Here is a 17,008-nt window from a genome sequence, read left to right as displayed (position 1 = left end):
GGGGCATGGCCAACCCGAAGCTGGGGACCGCCGGCCGCAGGCCGGTGGTGGAGGGGCCTTCGCCACGTGCGAATCGCCCAGTGTCGACGCCCCTCCACCAAGCCGCTTCGCGCCTTGGTCTCCCTCCCCACGCCGGGGAGGAATAGGGCGCTCATCTTCACGCCGCCGCCTTCAGCGTGCTGGCGCGGCAGATCAGCACGCGGCCGGCGCTGACCTTGGCCGGGATCACCGGCGTACACCCGTTGTCGGCACCCTGTGCCTCGCCGGTGGCGAGCGCGATCTTCCAATTGTGCAGCGGGCAGGTCACGCTGTGGCCGTGGACGATGCCCTGGCTCAGCGGGCCGTTCTTGTGCGGGCAGCGGTTGGCGAGCGCGAACACCTTGTCGTCGCTGGTGCGGAACACCGCGATCTCGTCCCCGCCAGCAACCGGCACGGTGCGCGCGCCGCGCACCGGGATTTCATCGAGCCAGCCGATATCGAGCCAATCGCCGATCATGCCATTTCCTCCGTCCGGGGGGTGAACGCCGCCATCGGAGTGTGATGCTCGGGCCGGGCGCCGGCGGCGCGCTCGGCCCAGGGATCGTCCTGGCTGAAGCTTTGCGAGAACAGGAAGCGATCGGTCAGCGCCGCGCGGCCCTCGGCATCGTCGATGATCCGCGCCTTGACGGTATCGAGCCCGACGCGCTCGATCCACGGCGCGGTGCGCTCCAGATAGCGAGCTTCCTCGCGATAGAGCTGGATGAAGGCGGCGCAATACTCCATCGCCTCGCGCTCGGTCGCGACCTTGCAGAGCAGGTCGGTCGCGCGGACCTTCGTGCCGCCATTGCCGCCGACGTGCAGCTCGTAGCCCGAATCGACGCATACCACGCCGAAATCCTTGATCGTCGCCTCGGCGCAGTTGCGCGGACAGCCCGACACCGCGATCTTGAACTTGTGGGGCATCCACGATCCCCAGCTCATCCGTTCCAGCTTGACGCCCAGTCCAGTCGAATCCTGCGTGCCGAAGCGGCACCATTCGGAACCGACGCAGGTCTTCACCGTGCGCAGCGCCTTGCCGTATGCGTGGCCGGAAACCATGCCGGCAGCGTTCAGATCGGCCCAGACGGCCGGCAGGTCTTCCTTCCTGATGCCGAAGATGTCGAGCCGCTGGCCGCCCGTCACCTTGACCATCGGCGCGTCATATTTCTCGACCACGTCGGCGATCGCGCGCAATTCGGTCGGCGAGGTGATGCCGCCCCACATGCGCGGCACCACCGAATAGGTGCCGTCCTTCTGGATGTTGGCGTGCAGGCGTTCGTTGACGAAGCGGCTCTGCTGGTCGTCCGCATAATCGCCCGGCCAGGCGCACAGCAGGTAATAATTGAGCGCAGGCCGGCATGAGGAGCAGCCGTCGGGGGTCGACCAGTGCAGCTTCTGCATCACCTCGGGGATCGACTTCAGTTCTTGCGCGACGATCTCGCGGCGAACGTCGTCATGGGTGAAGCTGGTGCACTCGCACAGCGTCTTCGGCCCGCTCTCGACGCTGTCGCCGAGCGTCAGCGCCAGCAGCGTCTCGACGAGGTCAGTGCACGACCCGCACGAGGCCGAGGCCTTGCAGGTCGCGCGCACCGTGTCGAGGCTCGTCGCGCCGTCCTCGATGCAGGCGACGACCTTGCCCTTGGAGACGCCGTTGCAGCCGCAGATCTCGGCGTCGTCCGAGAGCGCCGCAACGGCCGCCTTAGGGTCCGCCCGCCCACCTCCGGAGGCGAAGGCCTGGCCGTAGATCAGCACGTCGCGGATATCGGCGACATCCTCTCCTTTTTTGAGCAGGTCGAAATACCAGCCGCCGTCACCGGTATCGCCATAGAGCACCGCGCCGATGATCCGGTTGTCGCGCAATACCACCCGCTTGTAGATGCCGCGCGCGCCGTCGCGCAGCACGATGTCCTCGCAATTCTCCCCGCCGGAAAAGTCGCCCGCCGAAAACACGTCGAGCCCCGCGACCTTGAGCTTGGTCGAGGTGACGGAGCCGCGATAGCCGGTGGGTTTCCCGACCAGCCCGTCGGCCAGCGCGCGGCACATCTCCCACAAAGGCACGACGAGGCCATAAACCTGCCCGTCATGCTCGACGCATTCACCGACCGCGAGCACGTCGGGGTCGGATGTGACCATATGATCGTCGACCTGAATGCCGCGTCCGACCGCGAGGCCAGAGGCGCGCGCCAGCGCCACTGAAGGCCGGATGCCGACCGCCATCACCACCAGGCTCGCCGGGATGTCGCGGCCGTCCTTCAGCCGCACGCCCGCGACCTTGCCGTCGCCGTGGATTTCGGCGGTGTCGGCGCCGGTCAGGACGGTCTGGCCGCGGTCCTCGAGCGCGGTCTTGAGCAGCCAGCCGGCCGCCTCGTCGAGCTGGCGCTCCATCAGCGTCGGCATCAGGTGCAGCACCGTCACCTTCATGCCGCGCAGCATAAGCCCGTGCGCTGCCTCCAGCCCGAGCAGGCCGCCGCCGATCACCACCGCATCGCCGCCGGTCGCGGCCGCCGCCAGCATCGCATCGACATCCGCCATGTCGCGGAAGCTGATCACGCCGGGCAGGTCGTGGCCGGGCACCGGGATGATGAACGGGTCCGATCCGGTGGCGATCAGCAGCTTGTCGTAGCCGATCGTGCGTCCGGCCTGCGATGTCACCGTTTTCGCCGCCCGGTCGATCGCGGCCACCGGGTCGCCGGCGATCAGTTCGATGCCGTTATCCTGATACCAGTCGTGACCGTTGATGACGATGTCGTCGAACGTCTTCTCGCCGGCGAGAACGGGCGACAGCATGATGCGGTTGTAATTGACGTGCGGCTCGGCACCGAAAATGGATACGCGAAACCGGCCCGCATCGCGCGCCAGCAATTCCTCGACCGCGCGGCAGCCGGCCATGCCGTTGCCGATCACCACCAGATGCTCGCGGGGGCGGGGCGTCGCGATCTCGATCGCGTCGGTCGCGCCGGGCGACGGAGAATCGTGTATGTCCATTCGTCTCGCTCCAAAACGAAAAAGGCCGCCATCCGGACCCCGTTTCGAGCGGGGCCTGGATGGCGGCCTTGCCATCATTCGCGCCTTGACGATCCAACGGCGGACCATCGCGGCTATGTCACGCGGGCATCATCGCCCTGTTGCGGTGCAACAATATCCGATTGTCGCCGCGCACTCAAGAGGCTTGTTGATTGGGGGGAAGCAAAGCCCCGCGCAGGCCCCGCTCGTCGATCGTTCAGATGCGTGCGCCGGTGGTCCAGGTGGCGCGCCAGCGGCGCTTGACGAGCGCCAACCCGATCAGCGCCAGCACCGCCAGCCCGGCAAAGATCAGGAAACCCGGCGCGAAGCTGCCGGTAAGCTGCCTCGCAAAGCCGAGCGACGAGGCAAGGTAGAAACCGCCGACCCCGCCGGCCATTCCGACCAGCCCGGTCATCACCCCGATCTCTTGCTGAAAGCGCTGTGGCACGAGTTGGAAGACCGACCCGTTGCCGACGCCCAGCGCCAGCATCGCCGCCACGAACAGGCCGAGCGCGATCGCCACGCCCGGCGCGATGCTCACGCCCGCCAGCGTCACGGCCGCCACCGCGAACACCACCGCCAGCGCCTTGATGCCGCCGACCCTGTCCGCCATCGCGCCGCCCAGCGGCCGCACCAGCGAACCGACGAACACGCAGGCCGCGGTGCAATATCCCGCCATCTCCGGACTCAGCCCGAACTGGTCGGTGAAATAGATCGGCAGCGACGCCGCCAGCCCCACGAACCCGCCGAAAGTGACGGCGTAAAATCCCATCAGCCACCAGGCGTCGACCGACTTCAGCGGGTGGAGATATTCGGTGAGCTTCTTGGGCGCCGGCTGGTCGGGCGCGTCCTTCGCCATCATCATATAGGCGATGAACACGATGGTAAGTGGAATGCAGGCGAGCCCGAGCACGCTGGTCCAGCCGAGCATCCTGGCCAGCGTCGGCGCGAACAGGGCGGCGAGCACGGTGCCCGAATTGCCCATGCCGGCCAGCCCCATCGCCTTGCCCTGATGCTCGGGCGGATACCAGCGGCTCGCGAGCGGCAGCGCGATCGCGAAGCTCGCCCCGGCAAAGCCCAGGATCACACCGAGCGCCAGCGTGCCGCCGAAGCTGTCGACGCCGAGCAGCCAGGCCGAAAGCAGGCCGCCGATGACGATGAGCTGACTGATCGCGCCCGAACGCTTCGGCCCGATGCGATCGACCAGCAGACCGTTGGAGACGCGCAACAGCGCTCCGGCCAGCGTGGGAGTGGCTACCATCAACCCTTTCTCGGCAGGGCTAAGCCCGAGTGTCAGGGCGATCTGCGGCGCCATCGGCCCGAGGATTACCCAGACCATGAAGGCCAGATCGAAATAGAACAATGCGGCGATCAGCGTCGGCCAGTGGCCGGCCTTCCAGAAGTTGGTGGGCGCCTGCTCGTCTGTCGATGCTTGCGCCGTGCGATCCCAAAATGCGGTTGCCATGATGCTTGTCCCCGTATGCGAAAGACACGAAAAAGCCGCTCGCCGGACGTTCGCATCGGCGAAATCCGGTCAGCGGCTCTGCTGCTTGCTGGGTGGACGCTTGTTGCCCCGCCTTTGGGGAATTGCATCCGATCAGGCGCACGTCGTTGCGCGTCGGATAATGTTATTCACCGATTCGACTCATGTTGCAATACGGAAAAACGAGCTGCTCAGCGCGGCACATCGAACCCGGCGATATAGTCGGCGACGCGCTCTGGATCGAACACGCGCTGGTCGAAGAAACGATCCGGCCCCAATGTCAGCGCACCGCGATAGGCGCCGACGCCGATCGGCGCCGACACCGCGCCTTCCAGCTTCATGCTGGCGCCCGGCATCGCGACATCGCTGGCACCGAGTGCGCGCCGGAACACGTCGGGCCGAAATACCGATGCCGCCGCTTGTTCGGCCGCTCGGCTCGGTTTGACCTGCCCCCAGCGGACGAGCTGCGAATAGATCCACAGCGTCTGGCTGCGCCACGGAAAGGCGGTTGCTTCTCGGTTGAAGATCAGGAAGTCGGGGACTTCGATCGGTGCTGCGCTTGCTCGAGGAATCACGAGGCCCTGCAGCCCGCGTTCGATGATCGCCGCCGGCTGATCGACATAATCGGGCCTCGCGAGCAATGCCGCAAGTTCGGCACGATTGGCCGGATCGTCGCACCAGCGCGCCGCCTCGGTCAGCGCGGCCAGGAAGCGGTCGATCGTCGCGGCATTGTCCTCCATCCACTCGGTGCGGAAAGCGAGTACCTTCTCTACCCCGCGCTGCCAGATCCGCGCGCCGAGCGCGACCGCCTCGACAAGCCCCTGCTCGATGGCCGCCGCCGGCCAGGGATCGCCGGCGATGAAACCATCAATCTCGCCGGATCGGCTCGCCTCGACCATCAGGGAAGGCGGCAGCACGCGCAACACCACGTCGCGGTCGGGATCAATACCTGCACTTGCCAGCCAATAGCGCAACGACAGCGCATGGCTGGAAAAACGATGCACCACGCCGATGACCGGCTTTCGGCGATAAAGCCCGATCGCGCTGGCAAAATCGTGCGCGGCGGCGAGCGGATCGGCCAGCCGCGAGGGCAAATCGGGATCCAACGCCGCTGCGAAGTCCGCCGTCATCACCAGCATGTTGCCGTTGATGTTGAGCTTGAACGGTGCCGCCAGCGCTGCCGGCTGCTGGCTCAGGCCGAGCGCCACCGCGACCGCTAGCGGTGCCAGCATGTGCGCCGCCTGTACCTGGCCGTAAACCAGTCGATCACGCAATGTTGCCCAGCTCGTAGTGCGCACCAGGTCAAGTTGGATACCTTCGGACTCGGCGAAGCCTTTCTCGCGCGCCGCCACGAGCACGGCGCTGTCGGTCAGCGGCAGAAAGGCCGCGCGGATCGTCGTCATGCTTGATCTCCCAGCAGGCTGCTGGCGGTGATCAGAGCCTCCGCAACCTCGACGATGCGCAGCCCCTGGTTCATCGCCGTCGAGCGCAGCAGCGCATAAGCGTCAGGCTCGCTCATCCCCCGGTTGGTCATCAGGATCGCCTTGGCCTTGTCGATCGTCTTGCGGTCGGCAAGCGCGGTGCGCGCTTCGTTGAGTTCCGCCGCCATTCGCGCAAAGGCATTGAAGCGTCTGACCGCGAGGTCGAGAATCGGCTTGACCCGATCCTTGCGCAGTCCGTCCACCACATAAGCGGAAACGCCGGCATCGATCGCCGCGCCGATCATCGCTTCGTCGGACCGGTCGACAAACATGGCGATCGGCTTGGCGAGTGCGCGGCTGACCAGCAGCATTTCTTCGAGCATGTCGCGGCTGGGACTGCCCAGGTCCATCAATACGACGTCGGGTGCCATCCGTTCAATCTGCGCGACGAAAGCGCCGCGCGGCGGCACGAGATGGATATCGTCATAGCCGGCCTCACGCAGCCCCTCCTCGAGGACCGAGGCGCGCAAACCACTATCATCGACGATGACAATCCGCACAGCCATCCTTCCGTTTCGTCGTCCGATTGCCTGTCATGCTGCGGCGCGTCAAACGATTTGCCGCACTTCGATTGGCGGATGTCCTTCCGAAACCAATCGCCAATTAGAGATGTGCGGGTTCCCGGAGGAGCAGCTTTCCAGCCATCTTCGCCCGAAACCCGACCGACAGAAAATGTTTAGAGTTGGGACGCCGAGAGGCGTCGGAAAGTCGGCGGTGCCCGAATCCGTGGACCCCAGGCGATGATCTATGGGATTTCGGCTTCTGGACAGTCCCCGGTGGTGACAGGTGCTGCCGACAAGCGGACGAAGTAAAATCAATCTAGCTAGGTTTCGGCGTGTCTACCACTGCCCCTACCAACAGGGTTGCCGCTGCTCGCCGGCTATCTGCTCGGCCGTCGGGATACCGAATGCAGCGGATGCGCGCCGCCAAGGACTGAGCGGTTGCGTGCGAAAGCTGCCGGGCAGTGTGCATTTCGGCGCGGACATTCGCATGCTGACACCAGACGGCAACAGTCGGACATTTTGTTCCGGTGATGACCCGGCTGTCGCTGCCTTGCTGAAAAATGCTAGAAGGCGGCAGGTTCTCGCGTTGCCGGTCGGTGCGGCTCGGAATGGAGGATGACGATGCTGGAATCGCTTGATGCTGTCCTGCTTGCGCGCATCCAGTTCGCCTTCACTGTGAGCTTCCACTTCATTTTTCCATCCTTCTCGATTGGGCTGGCGAGCTATCTGGCGGTGCTGGAGGGCCTATGGCTAAAGACCGGCAAGCAGGTCTATCTGGATCTGTTCCGCTATTGGGTGAAGATCTTTGCCGTCGCATTCGCCATGGGCGTCGTGTCAGGCATCGTCATGTCCTATCAGTTCGGCACCAACTGGTCGGTATTTTCCGAAAAAGTGGGGCCGGTCATCGGGCCGTTAATGGCCTATGAGGTGCTCACCGCCTTTTTCCTCGAAGCAGGTTTTCTGGGCGTCATGCTGTTCGGCATGGAAAAGGTCGGCAAGAAACTGCATTTCCTCGCCACGCTGATGGTTGCGGCGGGCACCCTGATTTCCGCCACCTGGATCATCGCGGCGAATAGCTGGATGCATACGCCGACGGGCTTCACCATGAACGCGCGCGGCCAGTTCGTGCCGGCGGGATCGTGGCTGCCGATCATCTTCAACCCCAGCTTTCCGTTTCGGCTCGTTCACACCGTCATCGCATCCTATCTGACGACGGCACTGGTGGTCGGCGGCGTCGGCGCCTGGCATTTGCTGTGCGATCGGACCAGCGGGCATGCGCGCAAAATGTTCTCGATGGCGATGTGGATGGCGGCGCTGGTCGCGCCGATCCAGATTCTTGCCGGCGACATGCACGGTCTCAACACGCTCGAGCATCAGCCCGCAAAGATATTGGCGATGGAGGGCGATTACCAGCCCAGCCCGGACGGCGCGCCGCTCATCCTGTTCGGCTTTCCCAGCAACGAGGACGCGACCGTCCATGCCCGGGTAGAAGTGCCGAAGCTCGGCTCGTTCATCCTCCAACACAATCCCGATGCCCCGTTGTCGGGGCTCACCGATTTCCCGCGCGACCTGTGGCCGCCGACACCGATCATCTTCTGGTCGTTCCGCATCATGGTCGCGATCGGCTTTGCCATGCTGGGCCTCGGACTGTGGAGCCTGGTCGCGCGCTGGCGGGGGCGGCTCTATGACTGGCCGTGGCTGCTCCGCGCGGCAATGATCATGGCGCCGTCGGGCTTCGTCGCGGTGATCGCGGGCTGGGTGACGACCGAGGCCGGCCGCCAGCCGTTCACGGTGTACGGGCATCTCCTGACGGCACAATCGCATTCGCCGCTGGCGGCGCCGGCGGTCGCCAGCTCGCTCATCGCATTCGTGCTCGTCTATTTCGCGGTGTTCGGCGCGGGCGTCTGGTACATCTTCCATCTGATGCGGCGCTCGGCCCGACCGCGCGGGGACGAGCCGGAAACTCCCATCCGCACAGCCGGCATCACGCCGGCTTCGGGCATCGATCACCAGCCGGCGGAGCAGGATTGATGGCAGTCGATTTCGACCTTACCACCGCCTGGGCGTTCATCATCGCTTTCGCCGTATTCATGTATGTGGTGATGGACGGGTTCGACCTGGGCATCGGCATCCTGTTTCCCGGTTTCGCGGTGGGAACCGAGCGCGACCAGGCGATGAACGCGATCGCGCCGGTCTGGGACGGCAACGAAACCTGGCTCGTGCTGGGCGGCGGCGGGTTGTTCGCGGCTTTCCCGCTGGCCTACGCCATCATCCTGCCGGCGACCTATCCGCTGATGATCGCGATGCTGCTGGGGCTGGTCTTTCGCGGTGTTGCATTCGAGTTCCGCTGGCGCGACGAGCGCCACCGCCCCTTGTGGGACGCTGCGTTCACCGCCGGCTCGCTGATTGCGGCACTGGCCCAGGGGATCACCCTCGGCGCGATCCTGCAGGGCATCACGGTTGCCGACGATGCCTATGCCGGCGGCTGGCTCGACTGGCTGACGCCATTCACGCTGCTGACCGGGGTCTCGCTTGCGTGCGGATATGCGCTGCTCGGCGCCTGCTGGCTGATCTGGAAGACCGAGGGCAGCGGGCAGGCGCGCGCCTTTCGACTCGCCCGGCTGTTCGGCGTACTGACGCTTCTCGCGCTGCTTGCTGTCAGCCTCTACACGCCCTTCCTCCATTACAGCTATTGGCGGCGCTGGTTCGATATGCCGGGCGTGCTGCTGACGGCACAGGTGCCGCTGTTGACGCTGATCGCCTCGGCCCTGTTCTTCCGCGCGCTGTCGCGCGGCCGCGAACGGGTGCCCTTCCTGTCGGCGCTCGGCCTGTTCCTGCTGGGCTTCATCGGCCTGGGGATCAGCATGTATCCCTATGTCGTGCCTGAGAGCCTGACCATCTGGGATGCCGCCGCCCCGGCGAAAAGTCAGGTGTTCATGCTGGTCGGCGTCGCCGTCATCATGCCGATGATCCTGGCCTATACCGCCTGGGCCTATTGGGTTTTTCGCGGCAAGGTCGGAACGCACGGATATCATTGATGAAAGCCGACCATTCGTCCATTTGGAAGCGGCTCGGTTGGATGGCGCTGATCTGGCTGGCAAGCGTAGTCGTCATCGGCGCGGTCGCCGGCGTCCTGCGGCTGTGGATCGCTTGAACGCCGAGCGCGGGGCATCTGCGCTGGGCGGTGATCTCCACCTGTCGCACGGCCGCCTTGGCCTCCAACGTCCGTAATCATGGCGTGTTTCAGGTGCTGCAAGGACATCGCGGCTTTGCCGCCGCGAAGAGAAAGCCGATCGGGCTGCCGAAAGTGTCGGTGGCCATGTGTATCGTGGCGTGCGTCCTCCACCGGACCCGCGCCGTAGAGCGCGGTCGCGTGAAGCGCCTTCCGCGTGCAGCATTGCCATTTGGCAGCATAATAGCCATATAAAGCCATATGACAGGAAATATGGCATGGCAGTGCTGACGCGCATCGACACCGAAGCGGCGCCCTTTGTGCCGGACCCGATCACCGATGCGGAAGCCGGGGCCATGTTCCGCGCGGTGGTGCGCCTGTTCGGCCATTGGGGCCTGACCGACGAGCAGGCGGCGACCCTGCTCGATCTGGGGCTTCGCAGCTATCGGCGCTGGAAGGCGGGCGGTCCCGGTCGTATCGGCCGCGACGGCAAGGCGCGGCTGTCGAACCTGATGGGCATCCACAAGGCGCTCAGGATCGTCTTCAACGAGCCCGCGCGGGGCTATCGCTGGATCAAGGCGCCGAACGACGCCTTCGGCGGCCGCTCGGCGCTCGACGTGATGCTCGGCGGCGAGTTGACCGATTTGATGCGGGTGCGGCGCTATCTCGACGCCGAGCGCGGCGGCTGGTGATCGATCCCGAAACCGTCCCGGTCCGCCGGGTCGAATGGCGGCACGCCCGGCGCATCATCCGCAGCGTCCATCCGCCGATCGACCTGTTCGAGGACGTGGCCGATCCGGAAGACTGGCCGCTCCTCGTCTCGGCCGAGCAGAAGACGAACCCGCGGCTGATGGAGACGCTGGGCACTATCGACCTGGTGCCCCCGGAGCGCCGCGTCGGCGGCCCCGGAGCGTCCTATCTGATGGCGCCGTTCACCCATGTCAGCCGCGACCGGCCAAGCCGGTTTACCATCGGCGAGTACGGCGTGCTCTATGCCGCCAACGCCTTCGAGACGGCACTTGCCGAGACCGTCCACCATCACGCGCGGTTCATGGCCCGCACCGAAGAGCCGGAGGGTTGGACCTCGCAATTCCGTGAGATCGTGCTCGACCTCGAACTGGACGCCCATGACCTCCGGAACGGCGCCGGGGCGTTCGACGAGGCGCTCGACCCCGACAGCCATGCGGCGAGCCAGGTGCTTGCCGCCGCCTTGCACGCGGCCGGCAGCGACGGCATCGCCTATCCGAGTTGCCGGAATCGCGGCGGTGAATGCGCGGCGCTTTTCTACCCCGATCTGGCCGCCAATGCGATCCAGGGGCGCCATCTGGACTATCACTGGAACGGCACACGCGTGGACTTCTATCGTGACGTCACGGGGGGCGAGGTGTTCCGGATCGACGAGGATCCCGCCTGAGCATACCGGCTGCGGCGCTTCCGCATAGGCCATCCGTCACCGACACCGCCGCCGCGCTCGCGCTCGCGCTCGCGCGCCAGGCGCGCCTGTATCAGCCGACCGGCGCGAGGCGGCTTCTCGCCATATGGTCCGAACGGCAGCGAGAGGACATTGCCAGGCAGTGGTGATCCAAAGAACGCGCTTTATTTAGTCTTATAAATATGTTCCTATCCGGTCCGGAGATACGTGCATATGGCCGAGACAGATCTGATCCGCGCGATGAGCGAGGCGCCCAAGGGCGTTGTGCCGGATGTCGAATATTGAGGCGGGCGGCGTGACCGCGAAGCGGACGAAACGGATGCTGCTGGCCGCGGTAATGGCGGCTGGCATCGCCGGCGCGGCACAGGCGCGGGATTCGGTTTTCGACGGGGCCGACCCATCTGCAATGGTCGTGGACGATACGGTCTATCTCTACCCCACCCATGACGGCGAGACGCTGTCCGCCTGGGCCTCGGACGACCTGGAGCACTGGCGACGCGAGGGTCCGTTGCTCGACATCGCCGATATCGACTGGATCGACGATGACGGCGCCCGCTTTCATGCGCTGTGGGCGCCGGACATGGTGGCGGCGAACGGGAAATATTTTTTCTATTACGCCGTCGGCCCGCAGAATCCGACGCCCAGCCGCATCGGCGTGGCGATATGCGACACGCCGACCGGCCCCTGCCGGGATTCGGGCAAGCCGCTGGTCGGCGGCGGTGACGGATTCGAGGCGATCGATCCCATGGTCTATGTCGATCCGGCCAGCGGCCGCCGCCTGCTCTATGCCGGCGGCAGCGCAGGCTCGACGCTGCGGCTATGGGAATTGGCGGACGACATGGTGACGGTCGCGCGCCGCGTTCCGGTGAACCAGCCGCCGCATTTCACCGAGGGAGCGTTCATGCACCGGCGCGACGGGCGCTATTACCTGTCCTACAGCCATGGCCGTTACAATGATGCGAGCTATCAGGTGCACTATGCGACCGCGGATTCCCCGACCGGGCCGTGGCGCTATCAGGGCGTGCTGTTGAAGAGCGACGACCGGTATAAGGGGCCGGGCCACCACGCATTCTTCAAAAGCCCGATCGACGGGCGCTGGTGGATCGCCTATCACCGCTGGGAAGACAAGGATGACGACGGCCCCTATCGGGGATCGCGCAGGGTCGTCGTCCAGCCGATCGAATATGACGCCGCCGGCCGCATAACGCCGGTCGACATGGAGCGTTGACCACGCTGCGCAGTGAGCGGCCTCGTCGCTCGGTATGCGGCCGGCTGATCCCCCAACCACCAGGCTCGTCCGCAGCGCATGTCGGTAGGCATAGCTGCCGCTGGCCGGGGTCGGATGTTGGAATACTGAGCGAACCCGTCAAAAATACAAAAAAATCGGCCCGCTGTCATCAACGCTCCACATTGGGGCCCTAGCGCATTTCCCGATTAGGTGCATCACTTCGCAGGAGCCCGGGATGCGGGTGCAGCGCTTGCGACTCTGGGTTCCTGCTTTCGCAGGAACATGTTCGACCGCGTCGGGAAACCTATTAGCGGGCGGCGATGCAAAGCTGTTGGGGCGGATATGGCGGTAGATCGCAGAACTTTCCTCTTGAGCGCGTCTGCAATGGCAGCGACGCAGGGCAGTGCGGCAAACGGGCTGGCGCGCGCATCGGAACGCGGATCGATCGACGATATCGAGCATGTCGTGATCCTGATGCAGGAGAATCGGTCCTTCGATCACTATTTCGGCGCATTGCGGGGCGTTCGCGGCTTTGCCGACCCCCGCCCGGTTACCTTGCCCACCGGCCGGCCCGTCTGGGCGCAGCGACGGGCGGACCGCGACGGCGGGCAGATCGCGTGGCCGTTCCGCCTCGATTATAACGACAGCAATGCGCGCTGCTTCACGGGGCTCGACCATAGCTGGAAGGACAATCAGGCGCGCTGGCGCAACTGGGACTGCTGGGCGGCGCAGAAAGGCCCATTGACCATGGCGCACCTGACCCGTGCTGACATTCCCTATTATTACGCGCTGGCCGACCAGTTCACCATATGCGACGCCTATCATTGCTCGCTCCAGGGGCCGACCGGGCCGAACCGCCTATATCATTTCACCGGCACCAACGGCCTGAGTGTCGGCCTGGAAGGCGAATATTGCGTCACCAACGGCGGCAGCGATCCCAATCCGGGCGCCGATATGGCGAAGGACGACGATAGCGAAGGACTGCCCTGGCGAACCTATGCCGGGCGGCTGGAAGAAGCGGGCGTATCGTGGCGCATCTATCAGGAACTCGCCAATTATTCGGACAACCCGCTCGGCTATTTCAAGGAGTTCCGAAAGCTGGATCCGACATCGTCCCGCTATCGCCGGGGCCGCGCCTTTGTCGACTGGATCGACGGCCAGGCGCCAAAGGATCCGGAAAAGACCCAGGCCCGACATCTGATCGCCGCCTTCGCCGCGGATGTCGCCGCCGACAACCTGCCGCAGGTGTCGTGGATCGTGCCGATGATGCAGATGAGCGAGCATCCCGATGCGCCGGTGCCGTTCGGAGAGGTGTTGATCAGCAGCCTGGTCGCCGCCCTTGCCGCCAATCCCAAGGTCTGGGCCAAGACCGCGTTCATCCTCAATTATGATGAGAATGACGGGTTTTTCGACCATGTGCCCGCGCCCGTGCCCGCCATTTCGCCGCGCTACGGCGCGAGCAATGTCGATGTCCGCAGCGAAACCTATCAGGGGGAGCCTGTCGGCCTCGGCCCGCGCGTGCCGATGATGGTGATTTCGCCCTGGACGCGGGGTGGCTGGGTCAATTCCCAACTGTTCGACCATACATCGGTGCTGCGTTTCCTGGAAAAGCGATTTGGCGTTGCGGAACCGAATATTTCGCCATGGCGCCGCGCCTGCTGCGGCGACCTGACCTCCATCTTCGATTTCGACACGCCCTATGAGGCGCGGCTCGACACCCGCTGGGCAGCGGCGCTCCCCTCGGTGGCCGGCTATGTCGAGGAGACGGAGAAGCTGTGCGCCAGCGCGCCCGCACCCGCTATCGCAACCAGCCGGGAGGTGCCGGTGCAGGAAGCGGGGACGCGCCCGGCTCGTGCGCTGCCCTATCGATTCTCGGTCGAACCGAGCTGGGGCGACGGGAAACTGAGGCTGCGCTTCGTCAATGACGGGCCGGTCGGCGTCATCTTTGGCGTGCAGGATGAAATCGCCTTTCCCGGCTGGCGCTATTTCACGGTCGCGGCCAATTCGCATCTGGAGGAAAGCTGGGCATTGCGCGCTGATGAAGCGCATGCCCTGGTCGTGCGCGGGCCGAACGGATTTCAGCGCGACTTTCGCGGCGGTGCCAACGCCCCGCGCGTCGAGGCCTTGTTGGCGTTTGACGAACCGGGGCGCGAGGGCGTGCTCCGCCTGGTCAATCGCGGCGCCTCGGCGACGGACCTGTCGCTGCACTGTGCGCATACCGGGGCAAGTGACAGGCTGCGCGTGAGCGCGGGCGCGCGGGCGAGGTGGCCACTCAGGCTGGCGGCGCATCGCTGGTACGACCTGCAGGTCGATGCGCCGGGCGCCACGCGCCTGCGCCTTGCGGGCAATATCGAGAATGGCGAGCCGGGCGTCAGCGAACCCGTGGCGGGATTCCCCCACCCGGCCTGAGTGCCGGCGGGCGCGGAAATGCGCGCCCGGAGTTCCCGGTTATCACTGTCATTTTCCTGTTGCGAAGCGGGCCTAGGTGCAGCGCGCGATGACAGCGGGCGCCATGATATCTGGCAGGGCGGCGGCACACTCACCCCTGTGGACCAGAGAATTTCTGGCGGTGGCCGTCATGGAGTTCTGGGAGCGCTTCGCCATGTACGGCGTCAAGTCGCTGCTGGTCGTCATCCTGCTCGACCGGATATTGACCGGCGACCTCAGCCATGTGGCGGGTGCGGCGATGGTGCGAGACGCAAGCGCGGCGTTGTTCGGTCCGGTCTCCAGGACCGGCCTGGCGTCGCAGCTCTATGGTTATGCCAACGCGCTCCTCTATCTTTCCATTCCCTTTGGCGGACTGGTCGGCGACCTGCTGGGCAGCCGGCGGGCGGCGGTGGCGTGCGGCGGGGCAGGGATGCTGGCCGGCCTCGCGCTGATGCTGCGCGAACACAGTTTCCTCATCGGCCTTGTCCCTTTCGCGATCGGCACGGGGCTGCTCAAGGGCAATCTGTCGGTACAGATCGGAATGCTGTTCCGCGATGAAGCGCAGCGGCGGCGCGGCTTTACGGTCTATCTGGGTTTCCTGAACGCCGGCGTGATCTGCGGGCCGCTGCTATGCGGGGCGGTTGCCGCCTATGCCGGGCCGACGTACGCTATCGCCGTCGCTGCGGCGGCGGTCGCCATCGGGCTGTTCTTCTATGCCCGGCGCGCCGGACGGAACGATATGGCCGAGCCGGCACCGGTGCGGGCCGCCCCTGCGAATGCTCCCATTCCGGCCACGGCAATGCTGATCGTGACGATGGTCGCGGTCTATCTCTGCTTCGCCGCCTATGAGCAGTTGGGGAATATCTTTCTTGTTTGGGCGAGGGCGCGGGTCGACCTGAATCTCGCCGGCTGGACCATGCCCGTGGCCTGGTTCCTGTCCCTGGACGGTCTTGTTACGCTGGGGCTGATCGCGGTGTGGCAGATGGTGCTGCGGCTGCTCGACCGGCGAGGCATCGCCGTCGGCGCGGTCATGCAGATATTCGCGGGCGCGCTGCTCTGCGCAGGGGGCTATATCGTGCTGGCGATCGGAAGCGCATATGGCGGCACATTGTCGCTGCCCTGGGCGCTTTCCTATCTGGTGCTGGTGGACGCCGCCATCGTGCTGATCTGGCCGTCGGGCCTCAGCGTGATCGCGGAAACCGCGCCGCGCAGGCTGGTCGGATTGTGGACGGGCCTCTTTTACCTGCACGGCTTTTTCGCCCATCTCTGGGTGGGGATGATCGGCATTTATTACGAGCGCGTGCCGACACCGCTTTTCTGGCTGCTTCATGCCGCCATGGCCGGGGGCGGCGCGCTGCTGGTCCTGATCGCCGGCATACCGATGCTGCGCGTCCTGCGCGCGCGTCAGGCGATCACCACTTCGGCATGAGCGAAGGCGTCGGCATATTCATCGTCCAGCGGCTGATCGGTGACGAGAATGTCGACATCGGTGAGCGCCGCCGTCCGGATCAGGGCGTACCGGCCGAATTTCGACGCATCCGCGCCCAGCAGAACCCGCTTTGACGTGGCATAGGCGATGCGGCTCATTTCTGCTTCGCCCGGATGGAAATCCATCAGTCCCTGGTCGGTGCTGATCCCGCCGACCGACAGAATGGCAAGGTGCGGCGTGAAGCCGCGCACATATTCCTGCGCGATGTGATCGGAAAAGGCGCGATAATCGTAATCCATCTGCCCGCCGGCGAGAAACAGGCGATTATTGTTGATGCCGCCAAGGTCGTTCGCGACACCAAGCGAGTTGGTGATGACGGTCAGTGATTTGCGGTCCACCAACTGGCGCGCGATGAAGCAACTGGTCGTACCGGAATCGATGAACAGGATCGCGCCGTCCGGCACCAGTTCCGCCGCGGCGCGTGCGATCCGCAGCTTTGCATCGGCATTTTCGCCAATCCGCTGATGCAGCGGGCCTTCCAGCACGGGCGCAGCCATGCGCGCGCCGCCATGCTCGCGGATGATGGCGCCGTGATCCTCCAGCGCCCGCAACTCGCGGCGGATGGTTTCGTCGGATACGGACAGATCGCTTGCCAGGGCGGTAACCGACAAGGTCCGCCCGCTTCGCAGGCGCGACATGATCTCGCGCTGGCGTTGTGATCTCTTGTCCATGGCTCCATCCGTCCGTCGCCCAACCATCCCGCCGTCATGCCCAAGGGCGTGGGCATTGCGCAAGCAAGGGCAGGCCGGGGGGCGCCCGATCGGACGGTCCC

Annotated in this window: 14 protein-coding genes; 8 read left to right on the top strand and 6 right to left on the bottom strand. The window is 65.4% G+C overall.

The genetic code is table 11. From position 1 onward, the window contains the following. Nucleotides 1-157 precede the first annotated feature (157 nt). The 5 genes from nirD to RPR59_RS13415 all read right to left on the bottom strand — a co-directional run bounded on the left by nirD (nt 158) and on the right by RPR59_RS13415 (nt 6,485). Nucleotides 158-496: a nitrite reductase small subunit NirD gene (gene nirD / locus RPR59_RS13435; RefSeq protein WP_313914882.1), complete on the bottom strand. Its 339-nt coding sequence runs from the start codon at nt 494-496 to the stop codon at nt 158-160. After that, entirely contained in the window at nt 493-3,003 is a 2,511-nt protein-coding gene (gene nirB, locus RPR59_RS13430; protein WP_313914880.1) for a nitrite reductase large subunit NirB, read from the bottom strand. The genes nirD and nirB overlap by 4 nt, the downstream gene beginning before the upstream one ends. A 235-nt stretch (nt 3,004-3,238) precedes the next feature. Further along, entirely contained in the window at nt 3,239-4,486 is a 1,248-nt protein-coding gene (locus RPR59_RS13425; RefSeq protein ID WP_313914877.1) for a nitrate/nitrite transporter, read from the bottom strand. 209 nt (nt 4,487-4,695) lie between these two features. Continuing rightward, nucleotides 4,696-5,907, bottom strand: a complete 1,212-nt coding sequence (locus tag RPR59_RS13420; protein ID WP_313914875.1) for a CmpA/NrtA family ABC transporter substrate-binding protein — start codon at nt 5,905-5,907, stop codon at nt 4,696-4,698. Beyond that, the gene (locus RPR59_RS13415; protein WP_313918526.1) at nt 5,904-6,485 is read right to left on the bottom strand and encodes an ANTAR domain-containing response regulator; all 582 of its coding nucleotides are present in this window, start codon (nt 6,483-6,485) and stop codon (nt 5,904-5,906) included. The genes RPR59_RS13420 and RPR59_RS13415 overlap by 4 nt, the downstream gene beginning before the upstream one ends. A gap of 624 nt (nt 6,486-7,109) precedes the next feature. Here RPR59_RS13415 and RPR59_RS13410 point away from each other — a divergent pair. The 8 genes from RPR59_RS13410 to RPR59_RS13375 all read left to right on the top strand — a co-directional run bounded on the left by RPR59_RS13410 (nt 7,110) and on the right by RPR59_RS13375 (nt 16,176). Then, complete coding sequence (locus RPR59_RS13410) at nt 7,110-8,519, top strand: cytochrome ubiquinol oxidase subunit I (RefSeq protein ID WP_313914873.1); 1,410 nt, start codon at nt 7,110-7,112, stop codon at nt 8,517-8,519. Next, the gene (cydB, locus tag RPR59_RS13405) at nt 8,519-9,526 is read left to right on the top strand and encodes a cytochrome d ubiquinol oxidase subunit II (RefSeq protein WP_313914871.1); all 1,008 of its coding nucleotides are present in this window, start codon (nt 8,519-8,521) and stop codon (nt 9,524-9,526) included. Before RPR59_RS13410 ends, cydB begins: the two co-directional genes overlap by 1 nt. Then, nucleotides 9,526-9,642 (top strand): DUF2474 family protein, encoded by a 117-nt coding sequence (locus RPR59_RS13400; RefSeq protein WP_313914869.1) that lies wholly within the window; start codon nt 9,526-9,528, stop codon nt 9,640-9,642. The genes cydB and RPR59_RS13400 overlap by 1 nt, the downstream gene beginning before the upstream one ends. 374 nt (nt 9,643-10,016) lie before the next feature. Beyond that, nucleotides 10,017-10,352 (top strand): MbcA/ParS/Xre antitoxin family protein, encoded by a 336-nt coding sequence (locus RPR59_RS13395; protein ID WP_313918524.1) that lies wholly within the window; start codon nt 10,017-10,019, stop codon nt 10,350-10,352. After that, on the top strand, nt 10,349-11,074 hold the full coding sequence (locus RPR59_RS13390; RefSeq protein ID WP_313914867.1) for an RES family NAD+ phosphorylase: 726 nt from the start codon (nt 10,349-10,351) through the stop codon (nt 11,072-11,074). The genes RPR59_RS13395 and RPR59_RS13390 overlap by 4 nt, the downstream gene beginning before the upstream one ends. Nucleotides 11,075-11,363: 289 nt before the next feature. Further along, complete coding sequence (locus RPR59_RS13385; RefSeq protein ID WP_313914865.1) at nt 11,364-12,320, top strand: family 43 glycosylhydrolase; 957 nt, start codon at nt 11,364-11,366, stop codon at nt 12,318-12,320. Between the two features lie 384 nt (nt 12,321-12,704). After that, a complete protein-coding gene (locus tag RPR59_RS13380) occupies nt 12,705-14,729 on the top strand; it encodes a phosphocholine-specific phospholipase C (RefSeq protein WP_313914863.1) in 2,025 nt (674 codons plus the stop codon). A 169-nt stretch (nt 14,730-14,898) separates the two neighbouring features. Further along, nucleotides 14,899-16,176: a POT-type proton-dependent oligopeptide transporter gene (locus tag RPR59_RS13375; protein ID WP_313918522.1), complete on the top strand. Its 1,278-nt coding sequence runs from the start codon at nt 14,899-14,901 to the stop codon at nt 16,174-16,176. Here the strand turns inward: RPR59_RS13375 and RPR59_RS13370 are convergent. Then, a complete protein-coding gene (locus RPR59_RS13370; protein ID WP_313914861.1) occupies nt 16,152-16,907 on the bottom strand; it encodes a DeoR/GlpR family DNA-binding transcription regulator in 756 nt (251 codons plus the stop codon). The two genes, RPR59_RS13375 and RPR59_RS13370, sit on opposite strands and share 25 nt — an antisense overlap. Nucleotides 16,908-17,008 lie beyond the last annotated feature (101 nt).

The sequence above is a fragment of the Stakelama saccharophila genome (assembly GCF_032229225.1).
GTDB classification, from domain to species: Bacteria; Pseudomonadota; Alphaproteobacteria; order Sphingomonadales; family Sphingomonadaceae; genus Sphingomonas; species Sphingomonas saccharophila.
Note: the sequence above shows the minus strand (reverse complement) of the source record. Positions and strands in the feature narration are given on the sequence as shown.